Source organism: Streptomyces sp. NPDC007189 (genome assembly GCF_040703635.1).
Classification (GTDB): Bacteria; Actinomycetota; Actinomycetes; order Streptomycetales; family Streptomycetaceae; genus Streptomyces.
The window spans coordinates 17,311-40,009 of record NZ_JBEYEY010000006.1; the positions used below are offsets into that span (position 1 = coordinate 17,311).

A 22,699-nucleotide genomic window follows, 5' to 3' on the forward strand; every position below is an offset into this window, starting at 1 on the left:
TGTCCGTCAGTCGGACCTCGGCGGCGGACGGCACTGGGTGCCGGATACGGTGGTGACACCATGAGCGCTTCGCAGACCTCCGCCGCACAGAACCCCGAGGCTCCCACTCTCCTCGTCAAGATCTTCGGCAAGGACAGGCCGGGCATCACGGCGGGCCTCTTCGACACCCTCGCCGCCTACTGCGTCGACGTGGTCGACATCGAGCAGGTCGTCACCCGGGGCCGCCTGGTGCTGTGCGCACTGGTGACGCAGCCGCCGGCCGGCCTGGAGGGCGACCTGAGGGCCACCGTGCACAGCTGGGCCGAGTCGATGAAGATGCAGGCGGAGATCATCTCCGGGCACGGCGACAACCGGCCGCGCGGCCTCGGGCGCTCGCTGGTGACCGTCCTCGGTCATCCGCTGACCGCCGAGTCGACGGCCGCCATCGCCGACCGGATCGCGAAGGCCGGCGGCAACATCGACCGTATCTTCCGGCTCGCCAAGTATCCGGTGACGGCGGTGGAGTTCGCGGTCTCCGGTGTCGAGACCGAGCCGCTGCGCACGGCCCTGGCCACGGACGCGGCGGCACTGGGTGTCGATGTCGCGGTCGTGGCGGCGGGCCTGCACCGGCGTGCTCAGCGTCTGGTGGTCATGGACGTGGACTCCACGCTGATCCAGGACGAGGTCATCGAGCTGTTCGCGGCGCACGCGGGCTGCGAGGACAAGGTCGCCGAGGTGACGGCGGCGGCGATGCGCGGGGAGCTGGACTTCGAGCAGTCGCTGCACGCGCGCGTGGCGCTGCTGAAGGGGCTGGACGCCTCCGTGGTGGAGAAGGTCCGCGACGAGGTCCGGCTGACGCCGGGCGCCCGCACCCTGATCCGTACGCTGAAGCGGCTCGGCTACCAGGTCGGCGTCGTCTCCGGTGGCTTCACCCAGGTCACCGACGATCTGAAGGAACGGTTGGGCCTGGACTTCGCGCAGGCCAACACGCTGGAGATCGTCGACGGCAAGCTCACCGGCCGGGTCACCGGCGAGATCGTGGACCGCGCGGGCAAGGCGCGGCTGCTGCGCCGGTTCGCCGCGGAGGCCGGGGTGCCGCTGTCCCAGACGGTGGCGATCGGCGACGGCGCCAACGACCTGGACATGCTGAACGCGGCCGGTCTGGGCGTCGCCTTCAACGCCAAGCCGGTGGTCCGCGAGGCGGCGCACACGGCGGTGAACTTCCCCTTCCTCGACACGGTCCTGTATCTTCTGGGCGTCACCCGGGAAGAGGTCGAGGCGGCCGACACGCACGACGAGGGCTGAGCAGGCCCGGATGCGAGGGCCCGGCGCCTGAGCGGTGCCGGGCCCTCGCGGCTGGGTGAGGTCACTCGGCGGGCGCCCAGTAGTCCGCGAGCGTGGCCACGCCAGGCTCCAGGCTCTTCCAGGGGCCCTCGAAGGACAGCAGCGCGAAGGCGGCGGCCGGGAAGCCGCGGCCGTTCATCCGCGCGCGGGCGTCCCCCTCGGCGCTGCCCGACAGGATGTCGGCGAGGCCGTGGACGCCCGGGTTGTGGCCGATCAGGATCACGTTCCGCACGTCGTCCGGGATCTCGTTCAGCATGGCGATCAGCTCGCCGGGCGATGCCTCGTAGACCCGCTCCTCGTAGACGGTCTTCGGCCGGTGCGCCAGTTCGTGGACGGCGAGCTTCCAGGTCTCGCGGGTCCGGACGGCGGTGGAGCACAGGGCCAGGTCGAAGGTGATGTCGGTGTCGGCCAGCTTGCGTCCGGCGACCGCGGCGTCCATGCGGCCCCGCTCGGCGAGCGGGCGCTCATGGTCGGACACCTGTGGCCAGTCGGCTTTCGCATGCCGGAGGAGGACGATGCTGCGAGGGTCTGCGGCGCTCATGCGTCCCAGCTTCGCACGAAACAGGCCATGCGGGCGCGGGGAGTTGACATGGGGATTCACCCCCTGCGCAGGCTCCGGATTCGCCCTCTGGCCAGGCTCCGGTTTCACCCCTGCGCGGGCTCCGGATCAGCGTATGAGGAGCTGCTGGGCGCGGGTGAGGAGGTGGGTGATCGCCGGGTCGCCGCTCGCCGCGTGGGCGTCCGACGGGTTGAGTATCAGCATCAGCAGGGCGACGAAGGCGAGCGCGGGCAGGGCGAGGGCCCACCAGGGCAGCCGGATGTCCACGCCGCCCGTGGTCGCCGGGTGGGGCCGGGAGTGGGTGCGGGCCGACATGAGCTCCTCCGTGGGTCCTCGAGCGGGTCCGTGACCGTGTGGCGCGGTCACATCTCGAAGCTACGGAATCCGGGGTCGGCAACCCATCCGGAGTTCCACCCAGTTGACCCTGACCCTTACCCCCTAGGGGATGGTGGAGCTAGCCCCACCATCTACCGGGAGCCGACGGCCGGAAGGCGGCCGTCACGGGGAGGCGAGGGTGGCGATGACGGCGATGACGGCGAAGATGGCGAAGAACGCGCCGAAGACGAGCAGCATCTTCTTCTGGCCGTTCTGCGGATTCGGGTCGAGGACAGGCTGCATGCGCCCAGTCTCGCACCCTCCGCTCCGCGGGGTTCGCCCGGGGCGCGTGTCACGGAGGCAGGACCGGGAACGGCGCGCCGAGCAGCCTTCCGGCCCTGCGCGCCGCCAGCTACGCCCCGGCAGGGGGCCGAGAGCCGGGCCCACCTCAAGCATGGCCGTCCCCGAGCGCGCCTCGAGCCTGGCCGTCCCCGGGACCACCCCAAGCCGACCATCTTCGGCCCACGTCAAGCTGGGCCTACTCCAAGCCAGGCCGCCCACGAGCCGGGCCACCTCAAATGCGGTCGGTCCCAAGCCAGACCGACCACAAGCCCGGCCGTCCCCGGGCCCAGCCCAAGCCGGACCACCGCGAGCGGGCCCGGCCCCGAGCCAGGCCGCCCCGAGCTGGGGTCACCCCACCCCCAGCCCGTCGGCGCCCCGCCTCCCCCCCGTCAGCCGTTCGCCTCGTCCTCCACCGTGCGGTCGCGGCCTGCAAGGAAGCCCACTGCCATCTGCGGCAGCATCAGGCCCGTCATCAGGGCGATCGGCAGGCCCCAGCCGCCGCTGTGCTGGTAGAGGACGCCGACCAGGAGCGGGCCGGGGATGGAGATCAGGTACCCGGTGCTCTGCGCGAACGCGGACAGCTGGGCCACGCCCGGACCGCTCCGGGCCCGCATGCCGACCATTGTCAGGGCCAGCGGGAAGGCGCAGTTGGAGACGCCGAGCAGCAGCGCCCAGGCCCAGGCGCCGGCTGCCGGGGCGAGGTACAGGCCGGCGTATCCGGCGAGGCCGCACGCGCCGAGTACCAGCACGATCGGGCCCTGGTGGGGCAGCCGGGCGGCGACCCTGGGGATGACGAAGGCCAGCGGCACGCCCATCACCATGGTGACGGCGAGCAGCACGCCCGCGGTGCCGGCCGGCACGCCGGCGTCGCGGAAGATCTGCGGCATCCAGCCCATGGTGATGTAGGCGGCGGTGGCCTGGAGGCCGAAGAAGACAGCGAGGGCCCAGGCGGTGCGGCTGCGGGCGATGCGCAGCGGCACATGCCGCTCCGCCCCAGCTCCTGGCTCCCTCCCCGCTCCTCGCTCCGCCCCCACTTGCCGCTCCGCCCCTGCTTCTCGCTCAATCAAGGCTTCTCGCTTCGGCTCCGCCGTACGCTCCCCCGCCCGCGACGGCGCGGGCGTAGTACCGCGGTCGTGGTCGCGGACGAGCGGCAGCCAGGGCAGGACGGCGGCGGCCGCGAGGGCGGCCCACACGGTCAGACCGGGCCGCCAGCCGCCCAGGGCGTGCGCCACGGGGACGGTCACCGCGGCGGCCGCGGAGGTGCCGAGGGCGAGGGCCATGGAGTACAGGCCGGTCATGGAGCCGACCCGGTCGGGGAACCAGCGCTTGACGATGACCGGCATGAGCACATTGCTGACGGCGATGCCCATCAGGGCGAGCGCGCTGGCTGCCAGGAAGCCGGCCGTGCCGCCGACGTACGGCCGTATCAGCAGGCCCGCGGTGATGGCGGCCATGCCGGCGCACACCACAGCGGCCGGGCCGAAGCGGCGGGCCAGCCGGGGCGCGGTGACGCCGAAGACCGCGAAGCACAGCGGCGGTACCGACGTGAGCAGGCCGGCCACGCTGCCGCTCATGCCGAGGCCGTCACGCACCTCCTCCAGGAGCGCGCCGAGGCTTGTGATGGCCGGGCGGAGGTTCAGCGCGGACAACACGATGCCGACGACGACCAGCCGCGTCGCCCACGCGCGCGTGCGCCCGGCGCCGGCGGTCGTCTCGGGGGTGTTCGTCGCGGCGGCCGTACCGCGTTCGGTCGATGTCATCGCCGTACGGGTCTCCACTGTCCGGGTTTCCTCACGTGCCATAGGATCCATCATAGAATCATGGGATGATTGGTTGTCCATCCCCGTGGCGTCTCCGCCCGGGCCTCGCGTGCGAAGGTGTGCCATGCCCCTGAGCCACCCGCGCCGTTCGGCCTTGTCCGAGCAGGTCATCGCCGAACTGCGCAACCAGATCACGTCCGGCGAGTGGCCGGTCGGCTCCCGTATCCCGACGGAGCCGGAACTCGTCGAACAGCTCGGCGTCGCCCGCAACACCGTCCGTGAGGCCGTCCGCGCGCTGGCCCACAACGGTCTGCTGGACATCCGGCAGGGCTCCGGCACCTATGTGGTGGCGACGAGCGAGCTGGCCGGTGTGATGCACCGCCGGTTCGCCGGGGCCGACCCCCGGCACATCGCGGAGCTGCGGGCCGCGCTGGAGTCGGCCGCGGCGAAGCTGGCCGCCGAGCGGCGCACCGAGAAGGACCTCAAGCAGCTGGACGCGCTGCTGGAGCGGCGCGAACGGGCCTGGGAGACGGGCGAGACGGAGGCCTTCGTGACCGCCGACGCCACCTTCCACCTGGCCGTCGTGGCCGCCTCGCACAACGACGTGATGACGGCGATGTACGCCGATCTGGGCGAGGTGCTGCGGGACTGGCTGCGCGCGGACGTGGGCGCGGAGCTGACCCCGGAGACCCACATGGACCACACGCGCCTGCTGGACGCCATCCGCGCCCAGGACGCCGAGGCGGCGGGGGCCGAGGCGGCGAGCTATCCGTTCCTGTGCCGCCCGGGGCGGTTCAGCGCACCTTCTGGTGGCTGATCCAGACCGAGCGGACTTCCTTCCAGCACCGGCCGGCGAGCCGTACGGTCATGGCCGGCGCGGCGTCCACCGGTGCGCTGTCCGTGTCGATGTCCCACCAGCGGGCGCACTCGATGTGCAGACGCACGCGATCGGTGTCCACATAGGGGTTGTGGCAGTAGACCAGCACATGCGAGCCGCGGACGGTCGTACGGCAGGCGGCACCGAAGAGGGCCGGCGCGGAGTGCTTCGCGTCCCGCACGCGTGCGTGGGGCATCGCGTCGTACGGCAGCGACAGCGTGAGGGCGAGGGCCGCGGTCACCGGGGCGAGGCTGCGGGACAGGCGCACAAGGGGACCTCCTCGGCCGGGCTGGGGAGGGACGCGTGGGTGGACGCGTAATCCAGGGTGTGCCGCGCGGGCCGGTGGGCGCCCGGCGGGTGGGCCGAACGGGTGACGCCGCCCGGCCCCGGCCGCCCTCGCACGGCGGAGGCCCGCACCCCCGAAGGAGTGCGGGCCTCGGCCGTCGTTCCGGTCCCGGCGGCGGTCAGGCGCCGATCGCGTGCAGACCGCCGTCGACGTGGATGATCTCGCCGGTGGTCTTCGGGAACCAGTCGCTGAGCAGGGCCACGATGCCGCGGCCTGCCGGCTCCGGGTCCTTCAGGTCCCACTCGAGCGGGGAACGGGTGTCCCAGACGGCGGCCAGGTCGCTGAAGCCCGGGATGGACTTGGCGGCCATGGAGCCGATCGGGCCCGCGGAGATCAGGTTGCAGCGGATGTTCTGCTTGCCCAGGTCGCGCGCCATGTAGCGGTTGGTGGCCTCGAGGGCGGCCTTGGCCGGGCCCATCCAGTCGTACTGCGGCCAGGCGTACTGGGCGTCGAAGGTGAGGCCGACGACCGAGCCGCCGTTCTGCATCAGCGGCAGGCAGGCCATGGTCAGCGACTTCAGGGAGAACGCCGAGACGTGCATGGCGGTGGCCACGGACTCGAACGGCGTGTTGAGGAAGTTGCCGCCGAGCGCGTCCTGCGGCGCGAAGCCGATGGAGTGCACGACGCCGTCGAGGCCGCCCAGCTCCTCGCCGACGATGTCGGCCAGCCGGCCGAGGTGCTCGTCGTTGGTGACGTCCAGCTCGATGACCTTGGTGGGCTTGGGCAGCTTCCTGGCGATGCGCTCGGTCAGCGTGGGCCGCGGGAACGCGGTCAGGATGATCTCCGCGCCCTGCTCCTGCGCCAGCTTGGCCGCGTGGAAGGCGATGGAGGACTCCATCAGCACGCCGGTGATCAGGACGCGCTTGCCCTCGAGGATTCCGCTCATGGTGATCAGTGACCCATTCCCAGTCCGCCGTCAACGGGGATGACGGCTCCAGTGATGTACGAGGCGTCGTCCGAGGCGAGGAACCGCACCGTCGCGGCGATCTCCTCCGGCCGCGCGTAACGGCCGAGCGGCACCTGCGAGACGATGTTCTGGCGCTGCTCGTCGCTGAGCACCTTGGTCATGTCGGTGTCGACGAAACCGGGCGCGACGACGTTGAAGGTGATGTTGCGCGAGCCCAGCTCACGGGCGAGGGAGCGCGCGAAGCCGACGAGGGCGGCCTTGGAGGCGGCGTAGTTCGCCTGGCCGGCGGAGCCGAGCAGGCCCACCACGGAGGAGATCAGGACGACGCGGCCCTTCTTGGCGCGCAGCATGCCGCGGTTGGCGCGCTTGACGACACGGAAGGTGCCGGTGAGGTTGGTGTCGATGACCGAGGTGAAGTCCTCCTCGGACATGCGCATCAGGAGCTGGTCCTTGGTCACACCGGCGTTGGCGATCAGGACCTCGACCGGACCGTGCTGGTCCTCGATCTCCTTGTAGGCCTGCTCCACCTGCTCCGGGTCGGTGATGTCGCACTTGACGGCCAGGAAGCCGGCCGGCGGCTCACCCGAGCGGTATGTGATCGCGACCTTGTCGCCTGCGTCGGCGAACGCGCGGGCGATGGCGAGGCCGATGCCCCGGTTTCCTCCGGTGACGAGAACCGAGCGGCTCAACGGATCACCCTTTCGATAGCGGTCTGCAGATACCGGACAACCCGCCCGGACACCTGGATGACAGGCGGCTTCATCGAAAACCTATCGGTACGGCCGGGCCCGTGGGCAATCGGGCACCGACAGTGGCGGAGGACAGTCGCTGTCGGATCCCTACAGAATGCTCCCGGTCAGGACGTGAAACGTGTGGTCCCGCCGGCCCCTGCCGCGACATGATCGGAGCCGACAGGCCACGACAGCAGGGAGACCTCCGTGCCTCATTCCATCGACGAAGCCTTCACGGCGCTTCCGCTCAGGTCCCTCGCCGACGCGGCGCTGGCACGCGCGCGTGCGCTGGGTGCCGAGCATGCGGACTTCCGGTTCGAGCGGGTGCGCAGCGCGGCCTGGCGGCTGCGGGACGCCAGGCCGTCCGGGTCGTCGGACACCACCGACCTCGGGTACGCGGTGCGGGTCGTGCACGGCGGTACGTGGGGCTTCGCGTCCGGGGTGGACCTGACCATGGACGCCGCCGCCAGGGTGGCCGCGCAGGCGGTGGCCATGGCCAAGCTGTCCGCCCAGGTCATCAGGGCCGCCGGGGCGGACGAGCGGGTGGAGCTGGCGGACGAGCCGGTGCACGCGGACCGCACGTGGGTGTCGTCGTACGAGATCGATCCGTTCTCCGTGCCCGACGAGGAGAAGGTGGCGCTGCTCACGGAGTGGAGCGCGCGGCTGCTGGCCGCTAAGGGCGTCAACCACGTGGACGCCTCGCTGCTCACCGTGCACGAGAACAAGTTCTACGCCGACACCGCGGGCACCGTGACGACCCAGCAGCGGGTGCGGCTGCATCCGCAGCTGACGGCGGTGTCGGTGGACGAGTCCAGCGGCGAGTTCGACTCGATGCGGACCCTCGCGCCGCCGGTCGGGCGGGGCTGGGAGTATCTGACCGGCACGGGCTGGGACTGGGACGAGGAGCTGGAGCGGATCCCGGAGCTGCTCGCCGAGAAGATGCGCGCGCCGAGCGTGGAGCCGGGCCTGTACGACCTGGTGGTCGATCCGTCCAACCTGTGGCTGACCATCCACGAGTCGATCGGCCACGCCACCGAGCTGGACCGCGCCCTCGGCTACGAGGCCGCCTACGCCGGCACCTCCTTCGCCACCTTCGACCAGCTGGGCAAGCTGAAGTACGGCTCCGAGCTGATGAACGTCACCGGTGACCGCACCGCCGAGCACGGCCTGGCGACCATCGGATATGACGACGAGGGCGTCGAGGCGCAGTCCTGGGACCTGGTGAAGGACGGCACGCTGGTCGGCTACCAGCTGGACCGCAGGATCGCCCGGCTGACCGGGTTCGACCGGTCCAACGGGTGCGCGTACGCCGACTCCCCCGCGCATGTGCCGGTGCAGCGCATGGCCAACGTCTCGCTGCGGCCCGATCCCGCCGGGATGTCCACCGAGGACCTGATCGGGGGCGTCGAGCGGGGCATCTACGTGGTCGGCGACCGGTCCTGGTCGATCGACATGCAGCGGTACAACTTCCAGTTCACCGGGCAGCGGTTCTTCAAGATCGAGAACGGGCGGATCGCCGGGCAGCTGAAGGACGTGGCCTACCAGGCGACCACGACGGACTTCTGGGGCTCGATGACCGCGGTGGGCGGCCCGCAGACCTACGTCCTCGGCGGCGCCTTCAACTGCGGCAAGGCCCAGCCGGGGCAGGTGGCCGCCGTGTCGCACGGCTGCCCGTCCGCCCTCTTCAGGGGCGTCACCATTCTGAACACCACGCAGGAGGCCGGCCGATGAGCGCCCGTACGAACAAGCCGCACGAGATCGTCGAGCAGGCGCTGGCGCTGTCCCGGGCCGACGGCTGCGTCGTCATCGCCGACGAGCACTCCACCGCCAACCTGCGCTGGGCGGGCAACGCGCTGACCACGAACGGCGTGACCCGCGGCCGTACGCTCACCGTGATCGCGACCGTGGACGGCGCGGAGGGCACCGCCTCCGGCGTGGTGTCCCGGTCCGCGGTCACCGCCGAGGAGCTGGAGCCGCTGGTGCGGGCCGCGGAGGCCGCCGCGCGCGGCGCCGGGCCCGCCGAGGACGCGCAGCCGCTGGTGGCCGGCGTGCCCGCGTCGCCGGACTTCACGGACGCGCCGGCCGAGACCTCCTCCGCCGTCTTCGCCGACTTCGCGCCGGCGCTGGGCGAGGCGTTCGCACGCGCGCGTGCCGGCGGCCGGGAGCTGTACGGCTTCGCCAACCACGAGCTGGTGTCGACGTACCTGGGCACGTCCACCGGGCTGCGGCTGCGCCACGACCAGCCCACCGGCACGCTGGAGCTGAACGCCAAGTCGCCCGACCGTACGCGCTCGGCCTGGGCGGGCCGCTCCACCCGGGACTTCAAGGACATCGACCCGGGAGCGCTCGACGCCGAGCTGGCGGTGCGGCTCGGCTGGGCCGAGCGGCGCGTGGAGCTGCCCGCCGGCCGCTACGAGACGCTGCTGCCGCCCACGGCCGTCGCGGACCTGCTCATCTACCAGCTGTGGTCGGCGTCGGGCCGGGACGCGGCCGAGGGCCGGACGGTGTTCTCCAGGCCGGGCGGCGGCACGCGCGTGGGCGAGAAGCTGAGCGAGCTGCCGCTGACCCTGCGCAGCGACCCGAACGAGCCGGGCCTGGAATGCCCGCCCTTCGTGGTCGCGCACTCCTCCGGCGGTGACCAGTCCGTGTTCGACAACGGACTGCCGACCCGTGCGACGGAGTGGATCTCCGAGGGGGTCCTCACGCATCTGACGACCACCCGGCACAGCGCGGGCCTGACCGGGCTGCCGGTGGCCCCGGCGCTCGGGAACCTCGTCCTGGACGGCGGGGAGGACCGTTCGCTGGAGGAGATGGTCGCGGCCACCGAGCGCGGGCTGCTGCTGACCTGCCTGTGGTACATCCGCGAGGTCGACCCGGCGACGCTGCTGCTCACCGGCCTGACCCGGGACGGTGTGTACCTGGTGGAGAACGGCGAGGTGACCGGGCAGGTGAACAACTTCCGGTTCAACGAGTCGCCGGTGGACCTGCTGCGCCGGACCGCGCAGGCGGGCCGCACCGAGAGGACCCTGCCGCGCGAGTGGAGCGACTGGTTCACGCGGGCCGCGATGCCCGCGCTGCGCATCCCGGATTTCAACATGAGCTCTGTCAGTCAGGGCGTATAACCTCGTAGGCGTTCGTGGTCGGGTGTCACCCGGCCGCCCGAAGATCATCGAGGAGACACGAGAACCGTGACGGACATCGTCGACGAGCTGAAGTGGCGTGGGCTCATCGCCCTCTCCACGGACGAGGACGCACTGCGCAAGGCGTTCGCGGACGGCCCCGTCACGTTCTATTGCGGCTTCGACCCGACCGCGCCCAGCCTGCACCTGGGCAACCTGGTGCAGATCCTCACGATGCGCCGCATCCAGGAGGCCGGGAACCGGCCGCTGGCGCTGGTCGGCGGTGCCACGGGTCTCATCGGCGACCCGAAGCCCACCGCCGAGCGCACGCTGAACGCGCCGGAGGTGGTGGCCGGCTGGGTCGAGCGGCTGCGCGCCCAGATCGAGCCGCTGCTGCACTTCGACGGGCCGAACGCCGCCGTCATGGTCAACAACCTGGACTGGACCCAGGGCCTGTCGGCCATCGAGTTCCTGCGGGACATCGGCAAGCACTTCCGGGTCAACAAGATGATCGCGAAGGAGGCCGTGTCCCGGCGGCTGAACTCGGACGCGGGCATCAGCTACACCGAGTTCAGCTACCAGATCCTGCAGGGCATGGACTTCCTGGAGCTGTACCGGCGGTACGGCTGCACGCTGCAGACCGGCGGCAGCGACCAGTGGGGCAACCTCACGTCGGGCACCGACCTGATCCACCGGGTCGAGCCGCACGCCGTGGTGCACGCGCTGGGCACCCCGCTGATCACCAAGGCGGACGGCACCAAGTTCGGCAAGACCGAGTCCGGCACGGTCTGGCTCGACCCCGAGATGACGACGCCGTACGCGTTCTACCAGTTCTGGGTCAACGCGGACGACCGGGACGTGTCGAAGTTCCTGCGCATCTTCAGCTTCAAGTCCCGTGAGGAGATCGAGGAGCTGGAGCGGCAGACCGAGGAGCGGCCGCAGGCGCGGGCCGCGCAGCGGGCGCTCGCCGAGGAGCTGACGACGCTGGTGCACGGCGCCGACCAGACGGCCGCAGTGATCGCCGCCTCGCGCGCCCTGTTCGGGCAGGGCGAGCTGGCGGAGCTGGACGGGCGGACGCTGGCGGCGGCGCTGTCGGAGGTGCCGCACATCCAGGTCGCCGAGCTGGGTGCGGTCGTCGACCTGTTCGCCGAGGTCGGGCTCGTCGCCAGCAAGTCCGCCGCGCGGCGGACCGTCAAGGAGGGCGGGGCCTACGTGAACAACGTGAAGGTCGCCTCCGAGGACGCGGTGCCCTCGTCCGGGGACCTGCTGGACGGGCGGTGGCTGGTGCTGCGCCGCGGCAAGAAGAACCTCGCCGCGGTGGAGGTCGTGGGCGCCTGAGCCATGGGCGCCCCCTGAGCCATGGGGGCGCCTGAGCCCCGTAGGGGTGTGGGTGGACTGGCGACTGCCGCTTGTCCGTGGTGGATCGCGCAGTTCCCCGCGCCCCTGACGGGGCGCTCAGGCTCGGACCCGCTCCTGCTTCCGCTTGCCGAGCGTCGCCATGTAGAGCGCGTCCACGGCCGCGACGATGATGATCGCGGCCACCAGCTGGAAGATGTGCCGGCTCCAGTCGATGCCGCGGGTGGAGGCGACGCCCACGGCGCGGGCGACCGCGTTGCCGACGATGGCGCCGAGCATGCCGCAGATGGTGGTCAGCCACAGGGGGCTGTGCTGCTTCCCCGGGATGACGGCCTTGGCGATGACGCCCAGCACGAATCCCACGATGATCGCCCACAACCAGCCCATGGCTGCCTCCTCGTACGGCTCGACGTGAGCATTACGGCCAGTGTGGGTCGGCCGCCCGTACGGCGCATGTCGTGGTCCCCCGTACGGGCGCCGGCCGTGTGCATCGCCGCAGGCAGCGGGTGACCCGGTCTCGTGGGCGGGGCGGGCGCGGCGTAACGTGGGAGGGTCGGGGAGATTCCGATGCGGGCGGATGGTGGACTGTGATGCGGAAACAGCACGGCGGCGTCCAGGTGTTCCGGATCACCGGAGCCCGGACGGGTCTCGCCGAGGACGTGCGGGGCCGGCAGCGGCGGTACGTCATCTCGATGACCATCCGTACGGCGTCGGTGATCCTCGCGGTCTCCTTGTGGAATGTCGAGCGGTACGTCGCCATCGTGGCGCTCGTCGCCGGGGCGCTGCTGCCCTATATCGCCGTGGTGATCGCGAACGCCGGCCGGGAGCGGCCGCCGTCCCTTCCCTCGACGTTCGTCACCGCGCCGATGCGGCCGATGATCACGCCGCCCCGGGCGGAGGAGGCGCGGGCGGAGTCCGTCCCCGGGGACACGGCGGCTCACCCCACGGGGGCGGGTGAGCGGGGCGACCCCGGGTGACCACGGCGGATGCGCCGGAAGCGGAACGTCATCGCCCGGCAAGCTCAAGAAATGCTCAGATCGATGTGCAGTTCCAGTGCCGGGCGACGGGGTTGCCGTGACATACTGCATACGCGCTCCGCATCCCCCGTCGGAGCGACGGACCGACGCCGGGCAGCTCCCCCCGTGGCTGCTCGGCGTCGCCTTGTTCGGGCTCTTTTTCCGTGCGACAGACCGAGACCCGTTCGACCACCGAGACGACAAAACCGAGACGAACCGTGAGTGACGAGACCCCGATCTGCTCCGCCAAGGGCTGCCGTGCCGACGCCGTGTGGGTGCTGGCGTGGAACAACCCGAAGATCCATACGCCGGAGCGGCGCAAGACGTGGCTCGCGTGCGAGGAGCACCGCGAGCATCTCTCGCAGTTCCTCGGGGTCAGGGGCTTTCTCAAGGACGTGGTGAAGTTCGCGGACTGGCAGGAGCCCGAAGGGGCCTAGCCGCCGATCGCCGACATCGGCCGGTCCGGCTGCACGAACGACGGGTCGTCCAGGCCCGCCCCCGCCTTCTTGCCCCACATGGCCAGCTTCCAGATGCGGGCGATCTCCTCGTCCGGGGCGCCGGAGCGCAGGGCCGCGCGCAGGTCGGTCTCCTCGGTGGCGAACAGGCAGGTCCGTATCTGGCCGTCGGCCGTGAGCCGGGTGCGGTCGCAGGCCGCGCAGAAGGGGCGGGTGACCGAGGCGATGACGCCGACCCGGTGCGGGCCGCCGTTCACCACCCACCGCTCCGCCGGGGCCGAGCCACGTGCCTCGGCGCCCTCGGGGGTGAGGTCGAAGCGGGTGCGCAGAGAGGCGAGGATGTCCCCGGCGGTGACCATGCCCTCGCGTTTCCAGCCGTGCTGGGCGTCGAGCGGCATCTGCTCGATGAACCGCAGTTCGTAGTCGTGCTCGACGGCCCAGGCGAGCAGGTCGGGGGCCTCGTCCTCGTTCAGGCCCGGCATCAGGACCGAGTTGACCTTGACGGGGGTCAGGCCGGCGTCGCGGGCGGCCTCGAGTCCTTCGAGGACGTCCTTGTGGCGGTCGCGGCGGGTCAGGGTCTTGAAGACGTCCGGGCGCAGGGTGTCCAGGGAGACGTTGACCCGGTCCAGGCCCGCGGCCTTCAGGGCGGGCGCGGTGCGCCTGAGGCCGATGCCGTTGGTGGTGAGGGACATCTGGGGGCGGGGGCTCAGCGCCGCCACGCGCTCGACGATGCCGACCAGGCCCGGCCGCAGCAGGGGCTCACCGCCGGTGAAGCGGACCTCCTCGATGCCGAGCGTGCGCACGGCGATGTCGATGAGGCGGACGATCTCGTCGTCGGTGAGCAGGTCCGGCTTGGCGAGCCACTGCAGGCCCTCCTCGGGCATGCAGTACGTGCACCGCAGGTTGCACCGGTCGGTCAGCGAGACCCTCAGATCGGTGGCCACTCGGCCGTAGGTGTCGATGAGCACGTGGGCCCCCTCCCTGAAGTCCCGGCCATCGTGTTCCGTCACCTGCGAGCCTACGTGACGCCACCGACAACGACAGCGGCCCGATCCGACGAGGTGCGGCGCGGCCGCGTCGTAGGACCCTACAGCCCCTTGCCGACGCGGCCGCCGTGGGAACGTCAGTGTGCCCCGGTGCCGGTCAGGGACCGGACCTCCAGTTCGGCGTACTTGCCGGTGTCCGGGACCTCCTTGGAGAGCAGGGTGCCCAGGACGCCGAGCAGGAAGCCGACCGGGATGGAGATGATGCCGGGGTTCTCCAGCGGGAACCAGTGGAAGTCGACGTCGGGGAACATCGAGGCCGGGCTGCCGGAGACCACCGGGGAGAACAGCACCAGGCCGACCGCGGTGACCAGGCCGCCGTAGATCGACCACAGGGCGCCCGCGGTGGTGAACCGCTTCCAGAACAGGCTGTAGAGGATGGTCGGCAGGTTGGCGGAGGCGGCGACGGCGAAGGCGAGGGCGACCAGGCCGGCCACGTTCAGGTCGCGGGCCAGGGCGCCGAGGACGATCGAGACGGCGCCGATGCCGACGGTCGCCCAGCGGGCCGCGCCGATCTCCTGTTTGTCGGTGGCCTGCCCCTTCTTGATGACGTTCGCGTAGATGTCGTGCGCGAAGGACGAGGAGGAGGCCAGGGTGAGGCCGGCGACGACGGCGAGGATCGTGGCGAAGGCGACCGCCGAGATGGTGGCGAGCAGGATCGCGCCCCAGCTGGAGTCCACCCCGCCGAGGTGGAGGGCGAGCAGGGGGGCGGCGGTGTTGCCCGCCTTGTTGGAGGTGATGATCTCGTCCGGTTTGATCAGCGCGGCGGCGCCGAAGCCGAGGGCGAGGGTCATCAGGTAGAAGACGCCGATCAGGCCGATCGCCCAGATCACGGACTTACGGGCGGCCTTGGCCGAGGGCACGGTGTAGAAGCGGATCAGGATGTGCGGCAGGCCCGCGGTGCCGAGGACCAGGGCGATGCCGAGCGAGATGAAGTCCAGCTTGGTGGTGCCGGTGGCGCCGTACTTCAGGCCGGGCTCCAGGAACGCCGCGCCCTTGCCGCTGTTGTCGGCGGCCTTGCCGAGCAGGTCGGAGACGTTGAAGTGGAACTTCAGCAGGACCAGGAAGGTCAGCAGCACGGCGCCCGCGATCAGCAGCACCGCCTTGACCATCTGAACCCAGGTGGTGCCCTTCATGCCGCCGATGGTGACGTACACGATCATCAGGACGCCGACCAGGGCGACGATGCCGATCTTGCCCGCGCCGCTGGTGATGCCGAGCAGCAGCGAGACGAGGACGCCGGCGCCGGCCATCTGGGCGAGCAGGTAGAAGATCGAGACCACGATCGTGGAGGCGCCGGCGGCGGTGCGGACCGGGCGCTGGCGCATCCGGTAGGCCAGTACGTCGCCCATGGTGTAGCGGCCGGAGTTGCGCAGGGGCTCGGCGACCAGGAGGAGGGCGACGAGCCAGGCGACGAGGAAGCCGATGGAGTACAGGAAGCCGTCGTAGCCGAACAGGGCGATGGCGCCCGCGATGCCGAGGAAGGACGCGGCGGACATGTAGTCGCCGGAGACGGCGAGGCCGTTCTGGAAGCCGGTGAACTGCCGGCCGCCGGCGTAGAAGTCGGCGGCGTCCTTGGTCTGGCGGCCCGCCCAGACCGTGATGACGAGGGTCGCGGCGACGAACACCGCGAACAGGGTGATGATCAGCGGCCGGTGCTGGCTCGCCTCACCGGCGGCCAGGGTGATCGCGGGGCTCATGCGCCGCCCTCCATCCGGGACTTGATGGCCTCCGCCTTGGGGTCGAGCTTGGCGGCGGCGTGCCGGGCGTACCACCAGGCGATGAGGAAGGTGGTGAGGAACTGGGCGAGGCCCAGGACGAGGGCCACGTTGACGTTGCCGGCCACCTTGGTGCCCATGAAGCCGCCCGCGTAGTTGGAGAGCAGCACGTACAGCAGGTACCAGGCGGTGAAGGCGAGGGCGAGCGGGAAGGCGAACGAGCGGTGGGCGCGGCGCAGTTCACCGAACTCCGCGCTCTGCTGCACCTCGGTGAACTCCTCGGTGGAGGGAAGTGGGGCCCCCGGTGTGGCGGGGGGCGGTGTCTCGGTGGCCACGGAGTCTCCTCGCGTTGCGGAAGCGATCTCGGACGGGGGCTCGATGGTGCTGGCGGTCCCCGTCCAAGGTCCACGGCGCCACGCGAGGGCCGGTTCAAGTCCTATGAGTTGTTTCGCCGGCGGACTTGTCGAGCCATTGCCAAGTCATTGCCGTTCGGTGGGCCGCGGGGATAGCTTCGGCCTGCACCACCGTCATGTACCTGCCCGAGCGCACCGTGTCTCGGGCTGTTCTGTACCCGGATGATGTGGAGATCCCATGGCTCATCTGCGCTCCAGACGCCGGCTCGCGCTCGCCGTGCCCGTCGTGCTGTCGCTGACCGCCTCGCTCGGCTTCCTGCCGGCGGCGGCCTCGGCGGCGCCCGCCACGGCCGACGCGGTGCGGGCGGCGGACGCCGGTCCGAACCTGTCGTACGTGGTCAACACGCGTACGGACCGCCGCACGATCGAGTCCGTGCGGCGGGAGATCTCCCGCAACGGCGGCTCGGTCGTGACCAGTTACGACACGATCGGCGTGATCGTCGCCCACTCCGCCGCCCCGGACTTCGCCGCGCGGATGCGGGCGGTGCGCGGGGTGGACTCGGCCGGGGCCACGCGCAACGCGCCGCTGCCCGCCCAGTCCACCACCGACATGGGCACGCCGAAGGTGCTCGGCGCCGAGCAGGCCGCGGAGGCCGGGGCGCAGGCGACCGCGGGGCAGGACCCGCTGGAGCCGCTGCAGTGGGACCTGCCGGCCATCAAGGCGGACAAGGCGCACGAGAAGACCCTGGGCAGCCCGGACGTCACGGTCGCGGTCATCGACACCGGCGTGGACGACACCCACCCGGACATCGCGCCCAACTTCGACCGCGCGGCCTCCGCCAACTGCGTCTCGGGCAAGGCCGACACGACGGACGGCGCCTGGCGGCCGAGCGCGTCGGAGAGCCCGCACGGCACGCACGTGGCGGGTGAGATCGCGGGTGCGAAGAACGGCGTCGGCATCACGGGTGTGGCGCCGGGCGTGAAGGTGGCCGGCATCAAGGTCGCCAACCCGGACGGGTACTTCTACACCGAGGCCGTGGTCTGCGGCTTCATGTGGGCGGCCGAGCACCACGTCGACGTGACCAACAACAGCTATTACACCGACCCGTGGTACTTCAACTGCACCACCGACCCGGACCAGAGGGCCCTGGTGGACGCCATCACCCGGGCCTCGCGGTACGCGGAGCGAAAGGGCACGGTCAACGTCGCGGCGGCCGGCAACGAGAACTACGACCTCGCGTCCGACTCGATCACCGACCCGGTCTCCCCCAACGACGGCACTCCGTCGGACCGCGTGATCGATCCGCACACCTGCTACGACATACCGACGCAGCTGCCGGGTGTGGTGACGGTGGCGGCGACCGGCGCGAAGGGCCTGAAGTCGTCCTTCTCCAACTACGGCCTCGGCGTGATCGACATCGCCGCTCCCGGCGGCGACTCGACCGCCTACCAGAAGCCGGAGCCCCCGGCGACCAGCGGTCTCATCCTGGGCCCGCTGCCGGGCGGGAAGTGGGGCTACATGGCCGGTACGTCGATGGCGACGCCGCATGTCGTGGGTGTTGCCGCATTGATCAAGTCAACGCATCCGCACGCCCCGGCCGCTGCCGTCAAGGCGCTGCTGTGCGCGGAGGCCGACGCCACGCCGTGCACGGACCCGTACGACATCAACGGTGACGGCAAGGTCGACGCGGTGTGCGAGGGGTCGAAGAACCACAACGGCTTCTACGGCTTCGGCACGGCGGACGCGCTCGCCGCGGTGACGAGGTAGGAGGTCCCGCCCACGCCCTCAAGATTGATCCAATCAATATTGATTGATCAATCATGCATAGTGAAGCCATGACTGCTGACATCGAGGTGGCATGGTCTTCACTGGGCGGCGCCCCCGCCCTCCTCTCCCGGGTGACCACGGTCGAGCGACCGGATGCTCTCCCCGCGCGGCTGCCGGTGCGCGAGCTGGCGCGCGCGTGCGTCGGGGCCTGCGCGCTGGCCGCCGCGGAGCTGGGGGCGCGGCGCGCGGGACTCGGCGAGGTGCCCGAGGTGCGGGTGGACGACGGGGCCGTGGCCGCCGCCTTCCACAGCGAGCGGCTGCTGCAGGTCGACGGGCTCGCCCCGGTCGTCTTCGCGCCGCTGTCGCGGTTCTGGCGGACGGCGGACGGCTGGGTGCGCACCCACGCCAACTACCCGCACCACCGGGCCCGGTTGCTGACCGGGCTGGGACTGCCCACGGACGCCTCCGTGGACGCGGTGGCCGCCCGGCTCGCCGAACGGCCCGCCCTGGACGTCGAGAAGGCGGTCTTCGACGCCGGCGGCCTCGCCGTGGCCCTGCGCACGCCCGAGGAGTGGGCGGTCACCGGGCAGGCCGCCGAGGTGGCCGCACGGCCGCTCGTCGAGCGGGAGCGCCTCGGCTCCGCGCCGCCGCGCGCGCTCACCCCGCTCGACCCCGCCGGCTCCCCTCTGCTGCCCGCCGCCGGGCTGCGCGTGCTGGACCTGACACGGGTCCTCGCCGGTCCCGTCGCCACCCGCACCCTCGCCCTGCTCGGCGCGGACGTGCTGCGCGTGGACGCGCCGTGGCTGCCCGAACTCCCCGAACTGCACGCCGACACGGGCTTCGGGAAGCGCTCGGCGGCCGGCGACCTCACCGCCGACCGCGACACCTTTGAAGCGCTGCTGGCCTCGGCCGACGTCGTCGTCACCGGCTACCGTCCGGGCGCCCTGGACCGGTTCGGGCTCTCGCCGCAGGCGCTGGCCGCGCGCCGCCCCGGCCTGGTGGTGGCGCAGATCTCGGCATGGGGCGCGTACGGCCCGTGGGGCTCCCGGCGCGGCTTCGACAGCCTGGTGCAGGCCGCGACCGGCATCGCCGCCACCGAGGGCTCGGCGGCGGAGCCCGGCGCGCTGCCCGCGCAGGCGCTGGACCACGGCACCGGATATCTGCTGGCGGCGGCCGTCCTGCGGGCGCTGACCGAGCAGTCGTACGACGGGGGCGGCCGGTTCGTGCGGCTGGCGCTGGCCCGGACCGCGCACTGGCTGACGGACGGGATCCGGCCGGGCGCGGCCACGGGTGCGCCGTACCGGGAGCCGGGTCCCTGGCTGACCGAGACGGACGGCCCGCTGGGCCGGCTGCGGCACGCGCTGCCACCGGTGTCCTTCACCGGCGGCCCCGCGAACTGGGCCCGGCCCCCCGCGCCGTGGGGATCGGATGGCGCCCGCTGGCGGTGAGCGGTCGGGCGGCCGGAAACGTGCGGAGGGGGCGGAATGCCATACTGCCAGTTGTTTTCCGGGACTTGTCCGGTTCTGCGGCGCCTCGCGAAGACCGCGGGGCGATCCTGCCGTCCAAGACGCCGGGGAGCGGCGGGTCAGACGCCGACCGCGCCCAGCAGGCGGCCCGCCGCGTAGGTGACCCCCATCGCCAGTGCGCCGCCGATGACGTTGCGCAGCACCGCCCGTTTCGGGTTCGCCGCGCCGAGCCGGGCGCTGGCCCAGCCGGTGAGGACGAGCGCGGCCAGCACGGAGCCGACGGTGATGCCCAACCGCCAGCCGGCCGGGGGCAGGACGATGGCCAGCAGCGGCAGCAGCGCGCCCACCGTGAAGGCGAGGAAGCTCGCGCAGGCCGCGTGCCAGGGGTTGGTCAGCTCCTCCGGGTCGATGCCGAGCTCCACGCGCGCGTGCGCCCTGAGCGGGTCCCGCGCGGTGAGCTGTACGGCGGCTTCCCGGGCCACCTCGTGGGACAGTCCGCGCTGTTCCAGCAGCGTCGTCAGCTCCAGCAGCTCGGCCTCCGGCTGCTCGCGCAGTTCACGTCTCTCCAGGGCCAGCGCGGCCATCTCGGAGTCGCGCTGGGTGGAGACGGAGACGTACTCGCCGGCCGCCATGGACATCGAGCCGGCGAGCAGGCCGGCCAGTCCGGCGGTGAGCAGCGCGGACCGGCTCGGTGTCGCGCCGGCCACGCCGACGACGATGCCCGCGGTGGAGACGATGCCGTCGTTCGCGCCGAGCACGGCGGCCCGCAGCCAGTTCAGTCGCGAGCCGAGCGCGCCCCCGTGGGCCTCTTCGTGGGTGGGTTCGGTCACACCAGCGAGGATCCCACTCCCCGGCCACCCACGCCGCACCGACGCTCCCCACCGGGGCCTGTCCGAGGCGCCGTGGGCCGGTGGCGGTCGTGTCCGCGGACGGCCGGGGCCCGGTGAAGGGGCGTCACGGTTGCGGCGGGCGAACGCACATGCGGAGCGATCGGCGCCACCGGTACCTCCGGGACCGCACTGTCAGTCGTGGCCCGTATCCTCAGTGACCATGCTCGAAGACCGTGCGACCGCAGTGTCCTCCCCCACCCAGTGGCCGGCCGTGTATCCGAAGGGATACGCGGTCGTTGACGTGGAGACCACCGGCCTGGCCCGGGACGACCGGATCATCTCGGCGGCCGTGTACCGGCTGGACGAGCGCGGCGAGGTCGAGGACCACTGGTACACGCTGGTCAACCCGGAGCGCGATCCGGGACCGGTGTGGATACACGGTCTGACGAGCGAGGTGCTCGAAGGGGCGCCGCTCTTCGCGGACATCGCCGAGGAGTTCGCGGCCCGGCTGGACGGCCGGGTGCTGGTCGCGCACAACGCGGTCTTCGACTGGCAGATGATCGCCCGGGAGTACGCGCGCGCGGAGCGCGAGGCGCCGGTGCGTCAGCGGCTGTGCACCATCGCGCTGTCGAAGGAGCTGGGGCTGCCGCTGCCCAACTTCAAGCTGGAGTCCCTGGCGGCGCACTTCGGCGTCGTCCAGCAGCGGGCGCACCACGCGCTGGACGACGCGCGCGTGCTCGCGGAGGCGTTCCGGCCCAGTCTGCGGGCCGCGGCGGCGGGGAACGTACGGCTGCCGCTGCTGGAATGCCGGCCGCTGACGGAGTGGTCGGACCGCTCGGTGCCCCGGCAGGCGTCCGGTGGCTACGGCGGCTACCGGGCGGGCAGTTGGCGCCCCTCCCGCAGGAGGCCGGCGTGCCCCTATCCCAACCCGGGCCGCTATGAGGACGGCAAACCCCTCAAACAGGGCATGCGGGTGGCGTTCTCCGGGGACACCTCCGTCGAGCGCGAACTGCTGGAGGACCGGGCGACCGAGGCGGGTCTGCATGTGGCGTCCAGCATCTCCCGGCTGACCAGTCTGCTGGTGACCAACGATCCGGACTCGGGCACGTCCAAGGTGGTCAAGGCCCGGCAGTTCGGCACCCCGATCGTGGACGAGGCGGCGTTCGGGCAGCTGCTGCGGGACGTCGAGCCGGCCGACGGGTGACGACGGGTGACGGCGCCTCTCACCGCCGACGCGATGGTAATCGTACGAACGGGTGGTTGCCGGACGACTCACCCGGCGCCCGCTCGCCCGTGCGCCGGGGACGGCCCACCCTGTGGCGCATGGCGAAATGTGAAGTTTGCGGCAATGACTACGGCATGGCCTTCGAGGTCCACGCACAGGGCGCGGTGCACGTCTTCGACTGCTTCTCCTGCGCGATCCACCGGATGGCCCCGATCTGCGAGCACTGCCGGGTGCAGATCATCGGGCAGGGCGTGGAGGCCGACGGCAAGTTCTACTGCGGGGCGCACTGCGCCCGCGCCGAGGGAAAGGTGGGGATCGTCGACCGGGTGTGACCCGGTACCCGCCTGAATGCACCCCACGGCTCGGAGGTACCGTCGTGGGGTGCACCGCTACCGCTTCCTGTTGTCCCGCCAGTGGGTGATCCTCACGCTCGTCGCGATCGCGCTGATCCCGACGATGATCAGGCTGGGTTTCTGGCAGAAGCACCGGTACGAAGAACGCACCGCCCGCAACGACCTGGTCTCCGCCGCGCTGCGCGCCGAGCCGGTCCCGGTCGAGCGGCTGTCCTCCCCCGGGCACGCCGTGACCCGCACCGAGCGGTACCGCACGGTCACCGCGACCGGCACCTTCGACACCGCCCGGCAGGAAGTGGTCCGGCGCCGGACCAACTCCGACGGCGAGGTCGGCTTCCACGTGCTCACCCCGTTCGTCCTCACCGACGGCAAGGTGCTGCTCGTCAACCGCGGCTGGATCCCCGCGGACGGCGCGCAGACCGCGTTCCCGAAGATCCCCGCCCCGCCGTCCGGCCGGACCACCATCACCGGGCGGCTGATGGCCGACGAGACGACCGCGGCGAGCGGCATCAAGAACGTCAAGGGCCTGCCCGACCGGCAGATCATGCTGATCAACAGCGAGCAGGAGGCGCACCGGCTCGGCGCGCAGGTGCTCGGCGGCTATGTCGAGCAGACCGCGCCCACGCCCAAGGGCGGCCCGGAGCAGATCTCCGATCCCGGCAGCGAGGACGCCCCGCTGAACTACGCGTACATGATCCAGTGGTGGCTGTTCGCCGCGGGCGTCCCGGTCGGCTGGTGGTTCCTGGTCCGCCGGGAGATCCGCGAGCGCGAGGAGGCCGCGGCGGAGGCGAAGCCAAAGGAGAGCGCACCGGCCGCCGTATGACCCGGCGCCACCAG

General features: G+C 71.8%; 24 protein-coding genes. 12 read left to right on the top strand and 12 right to left on the bottom strand.

What is annotated here, in order from left to right; all coding sequences use genetic code 11:
• The first annotated feature begins 60 nt into the window (after positions 1-60).
• A complete protein-coding gene (gene serB / locus AB0950_RS14230) occupies positions 61-1,284 on the top strand; it encodes a phosphoserine phosphatase SerB (protein WP_360150902.1) in 1,224 nt (407 codons plus the stop codon).
• 61 nt (positions 1,285-1,345) lie between these two features.
• On the opposite strand, the gene AB0950_RS14235 is transcribed toward serB, so the two are convergent.
• The 4 genes from AB0950_RS14235 to AB0950_RS14250 form a co-directional block, all read right to left on the bottom strand.
• The gene (locus AB0950_RS14235) at positions 1,346-1,864 is read right to left on the bottom strand and encodes a histidine phosphatase family protein (RefSeq protein WP_366778605.1); all 519 of its coding nucleotides are present in this window, start codon (positions 1,862-1,864) and stop codon (positions 1,346-1,348) included.
• A 126-nt stretch (positions 1,865-1,990) separates the two neighbouring features.
• On the bottom strand, positions 1,991-2,197 hold the full coding sequence (locus AB0950_RS14240; RefSeq protein ID WP_330340863.1) for a hypothetical protein: 207 nt from the start codon (positions 2,195-2,197) through the stop codon (positions 1,991-1,993).
• Between the two features lie 183 nt (positions 2,198-2,380).
• Complete coding sequence (locus AB0950_RS14245; protein WP_330340862.1) at positions 2,381-2,500, bottom strand: SGM_5486 family transporter-associated protein; 120 nt, start codon at positions 2,498-2,500, stop codon at positions 2,381-2,383.
• A gap of 428 nt (positions 2,501-2,928) precedes the next feature.
• Positions 2,929-4,350, bottom strand: a complete 1,422-nt coding sequence (locus tag AB0950_RS14250; RefSeq protein ID WP_360571508.1) for a CynX/NimT family MFS transporter — start codon at positions 4,348-4,350, stop codon at positions 2,929-2,931.
• A gap of 73 nt (positions 4,351-4,423) precedes the next feature.
• On the opposite strand from AB0950_RS14250, the gene AB0950_RS14255 reads away from it, so the two are divergent.
• Positions 4,424-5,116, top strand: a complete 693-nt coding sequence (locus AB0950_RS14255) for a FadR/GntR family transcriptional regulator (RefSeq protein ID WP_360150895.1) — start codon at positions 4,424-4,426, stop codon at positions 5,114-5,116.
• Here the strand turns inward: AB0950_RS14255 and AB0950_RS14260 are convergent.
• The 3 genes from AB0950_RS14260 to fabG form a co-directional block, all read right to left on the bottom strand.
• Positions 5,094-5,444, bottom strand: coding sequence for a hypothetical protein (locus tag AB0950_RS14260; RefSeq protein ID WP_360150892.1), 351 nt, complete (start codon positions 5,442-5,444; stop codon positions 5,094-5,096). The two genes, AB0950_RS14255 and AB0950_RS14260, sit on opposite strands and share 23 nt — an antisense overlap.
• 196 nt (positions 5,445-5,640) lie before the next feature.
• A complete protein-coding gene (gene fabI / locus AB0950_RS14265) occupies positions 5,641-6,408 on the bottom strand; it encodes an enoyl-ACP reductase FabI (RefSeq protein ID WP_360150889.1) in 768 nt (255 codons plus the stop codon).
• Between the two features lie 5 nt (positions 6,409-6,413).
• On the bottom strand, positions 6,414-7,118 hold the full coding sequence (gene fabG / locus AB0950_RS14270) for a 3-oxoacyl-[acyl-carrier-protein] reductase (protein WP_360150886.1): 705 nt from the start codon (positions 7,116-7,118) through the stop codon (positions 6,414-6,416).
• Positions 7,119-7,367: 249 nt separating this feature from the next.
• On the opposite strand from fabG, the gene AB0950_RS14275 reads away from it, so the two are divergent.
• From AB0950_RS14275 to tyrS, 3 genes are all read left to right on the top strand, one after another.
• Complete coding sequence (locus AB0950_RS14275) at positions 7,368-8,891, top strand: TldD/PmbA family protein (protein ID WP_360150883.1); 1,524 nt, start codon at positions 7,368-7,370, stop codon at positions 8,889-8,891.
• Entirely contained in the window at positions 8,888-10,282 is a 1,395-nt protein-coding gene (locus AB0950_RS14280; RefSeq protein ID WP_366778608.1) for a metallopeptidase TldD-related protein, read from the top strand. The genes AB0950_RS14275 and AB0950_RS14280 overlap by 4 nt, the downstream gene beginning before the upstream one ends.
• 66 nt (positions 10,283-10,348) lie before the next feature.
• Positions 10,349-11,617 (top strand): tyrosine--tRNA ligase, encoded by a 1,269-nt coding sequence (gene tyrS / locus AB0950_RS14285; RefSeq protein ID WP_360150877.1) that lies wholly within the window; start codon positions 10,349-10,351, stop codon positions 11,615-11,617.
• Between the two features lie 117 nt (positions 11,618-11,734).
• On the opposite strand, the gene AB0950_RS14290 is transcribed toward tyrS, so the two are convergent.
• Positions 11,735-12,022 carry a GlsB/YeaQ/YmgE family stress response membrane protein gene (locus tag AB0950_RS14290; RefSeq protein ID WP_360150874.1) on the bottom strand — a complete coding sequence of 96 codons (288 nt, stop codon included), beginning with the start codon at positions 12,020-12,022 and terminating at the stop codon, positions 11,735-11,737.
• Positions 12,023-12,225: 203 nt separating this feature from the next.
• Here AB0950_RS14290 and AB0950_RS14295 point away from each other — a divergent pair, with 203 nt between their 5' ends.
• Positions 12,226-12,612, top strand: a complete 387-nt coding sequence (locus tag AB0950_RS14295) for a DUF3099 domain-containing protein (protein WP_360150871.1) — start codon at positions 12,226-12,228, stop codon at positions 12,610-12,612.
• A gap of 257 nt (positions 12,613-12,869) precedes the next feature.
• Positions 12,870-13,088, top strand: coding sequence for a hypothetical protein (locus AB0950_RS14300; RefSeq protein WP_360150868.1), 219 nt, complete (start codon positions 12,870-12,872; stop codon positions 13,086-13,088).
• On the opposite strand, the gene moaA is transcribed toward AB0950_RS14300, so the two are convergent.
• The 3 genes from moaA to AB0950_RS14315 all read right to left on the bottom strand — a co-directional run bounded on the left by moaA (position 13,085) and on the right by AB0950_RS14315 (position 16,202).
• Positions 13,085-14,074, bottom strand: a complete 990-nt coding sequence (moaA, locus tag AB0950_RS14305; protein ID WP_360150865.1) for a GTP 3',8-cyclase MoaA — start codon at positions 14,072-14,074, stop codon at positions 13,085-13,087. The genes AB0950_RS14300 and moaA overlap by 4 nt on opposite strands.
• A 155-nt stretch (positions 14,075-14,229) precedes the next feature.
• Positions 14,230-15,849, bottom strand: coding sequence for a cation acetate symporter (locus AB0950_RS14310; RefSeq protein ID WP_360571207.1), 1,620 nt, complete (start codon positions 15,847-15,849; stop codon positions 14,230-14,232).
• A complete protein-coding gene (locus AB0950_RS14315) occupies positions 15,846-16,202 on the bottom strand; it encodes a DUF485 domain-containing protein (protein ID WP_360150859.1) in 357 nt (118 codons plus the stop codon). Before AB0950_RS14315 ends, AB0950_RS14310 begins: the two co-directional genes overlap by 4 nt.
• 256 nt (positions 16,203-16,458) lie before the next feature.
• On the opposite strand from AB0950_RS14315, the gene AB0950_RS14320 reads away from it, so the two are divergent.
• Both AB0950_RS14320 and AB0950_RS14325 read left to right on the top strand, forming a co-directional pair.
• Positions 16,459-17,988 carry a S8 family serine peptidase gene (locus tag AB0950_RS14320; RefSeq protein WP_366778609.1) on the top strand — a complete coding sequence of 510 codons (1,530 nt, stop codon included), beginning with the start codon at positions 16,459-16,461 and terminating at the stop codon, positions 17,986-17,988.
• A gap of 68 nt (positions 17,989-18,056) precedes the next feature.
• Positions 18,057-19,436: a CoA transferase gene (locus AB0950_RS14325; protein ID WP_366778610.1), complete on the top strand. Its 1,380-nt coding sequence runs from the start codon at positions 18,057-18,059 to the stop codon at positions 19,434-19,436.
• 137 nt (positions 19,437-19,573) lie between these two features.
• Here AB0950_RS14325 and AB0950_RS14330 read toward each other — a convergent pair whose 3' ends face one another.
• Positions 19,574-20,284: a VIT family protein gene (locus AB0950_RS14330; protein ID WP_366778611.1), complete on the bottom strand. Its 711-nt coding sequence runs from the start codon at positions 20,282-20,284 to the stop codon at positions 19,574-19,576.
• A 220-nt stretch (positions 20,285-20,504) separates the two neighbouring features.
• Here AB0950_RS14330 and AB0950_RS14335 point away from each other — a divergent pair, with 220 nt between their 5' ends.
• The 3 genes from AB0950_RS14335 (at position 20,505) to AB0950_RS14345 (ending at position 22,685) form a co-directional block, all read left to right on the top strand.
• A complete protein-coding gene (locus AB0950_RS14335; RefSeq protein ID WP_360150847.1) occupies positions 20,505-21,488 on the top strand; it encodes a DEDDh family exonuclease in 984 nt (327 codons plus the stop codon).
• 119 nt (positions 21,489-21,607) lie between these two features.
• Positions 21,608-21,841, top strand: coding sequence for a hypothetical protein (locus tag AB0950_RS14340; protein ID WP_330340843.1), 234 nt, complete (start codon positions 21,608-21,610; stop codon positions 21,839-21,841).
• A gap of 16 nt (positions 21,842-21,857) precedes the next feature.
• Positions 21,858-22,685 (top strand): SURF1 family protein, encoded by an 828-nt coding sequence (locus AB0950_RS14345; protein ID WP_360150843.1) that lies wholly within the window; start codon positions 21,858-21,860, stop codon positions 22,683-22,685.
• The last annotated feature ends 14 nt before the right edge of the window (positions 22,686-22,699 follow it).

What these genes read in the sequence shown, in the direction of transcription:
- AB0950_RS14340 (WP_330340843.1), top strand. Translation starts at nt 21,608, where the DNA reads ATGGCGAAATGTGAAGTTTGCGGCAATGACTACGGCATGGCCTTCGAG.
- AB0950_RS14310 (WP_360571207.1), bottom strand. Translation starts at nt 15,849, where the DNA reads ATGAGCCCCGCGATCACCCTGGCCGCCGGTGAGGCGAGCCAGCACCGG.
- AB0950_RS14235 (WP_366778605.1), bottom strand. Translation starts at nt 1,864, where the DNA reads ATGAGCGCCGCAGACCCTCGCAGCATCGTCCTCCTCCGGCATGCGAAA.
- AB0950_RS14245 (WP_330340862.1), bottom strand. Translation starts at nt 2,500, where the DNA reads ATGCAGCCTGTCCTCGACCCGAATCCGCAGAACGGCCAGAAGAAGATG.
- serB (WP_360150902.1), top strand. Translation starts at nt 61, where the DNA reads ATGAGCGCTTCGCAGACCTCCGCCGCACAGAACCCCGAGGCTCCCACT.
- AB0950_RS14250 (WP_360571508.1), bottom strand. Translation starts at nt 4,350, where the DNA reads ATGGATCCTATGGCACGTGAGGAAACCCGGACAGTGGAGACCCGTACG.
- AB0950_RS14320 (WP_366778609.1), top strand. Translation starts at nt 16,459, where the DNA reads ATGGCTCATCTGCGCTCCAGACGCCGGCTCGCGCTCGCCGTGCCCGTC.
- AB0950_RS14295 (WP_360150871.1), top strand. Translation starts at nt 12,226, where the DNA reads ATGCGGAAACAGCACGGCGGCGTCCAGGTGTTCCGGATCACCGGAGCC.
- AB0950_RS14345 (WP_360150843.1), top strand. Translation starts at nt 21,858, where the DNA reads ATGCACCCCACGGCTCGGAGGTACCGTCGTGGGGTGCACCGCTACCGC.
- fabI (WP_360150889.1), bottom strand. Translation starts at nt 6,408, where the DNA reads ATGAGCGGAATCCTCGAGGGCAAGCGCGTCCTGATCACCGGCGTGCTG.
- AB0950_RS14290 (WP_360150874.1), bottom strand. Translation starts at nt 12,022, where the DNA reads ATGGGCTGGTTGTGGGCGATCATCGTGGGATTCGTGCTGGGCGTCATC.
- AB0950_RS14255 (WP_360150895.1), top strand. Translation starts at nt 4,424, where the DNA reads ATGCCCCTGAGCCACCCGCGCCGTTCGGCCTTGTCCGAGCAGGTCATC.
- AB0950_RS14325 (WP_366778610.1), top strand. Translation starts at nt 18,057, where the DNA reads ATGACTGCTGACATCGAGGTGGCATGGTCTTCACTGGGCGGCGCCCCC.
- AB0950_RS14280 (WP_366778608.1), top strand. Translation starts at nt 8,888, where the DNA reads ATGAGCGCCCGTACGAACAAGCCGCACGAGATCGTCGAGCAGGCGCTG.
- AB0950_RS14240 (WP_330340863.1), bottom strand. Translation starts at nt 2,197, where the DNA reads ATGTCGGCCCGCACCCACTCCCGGCCCCACCCGGCGACCACGGGCGGC.
- AB0950_RS14335 (WP_360150847.1), top strand. Translation starts at nt 20,505, where the DNA reads ATGCTCGAAGACCGTGCGACCGCAGTGTCCTCCCCCACCCAGTGGCCG.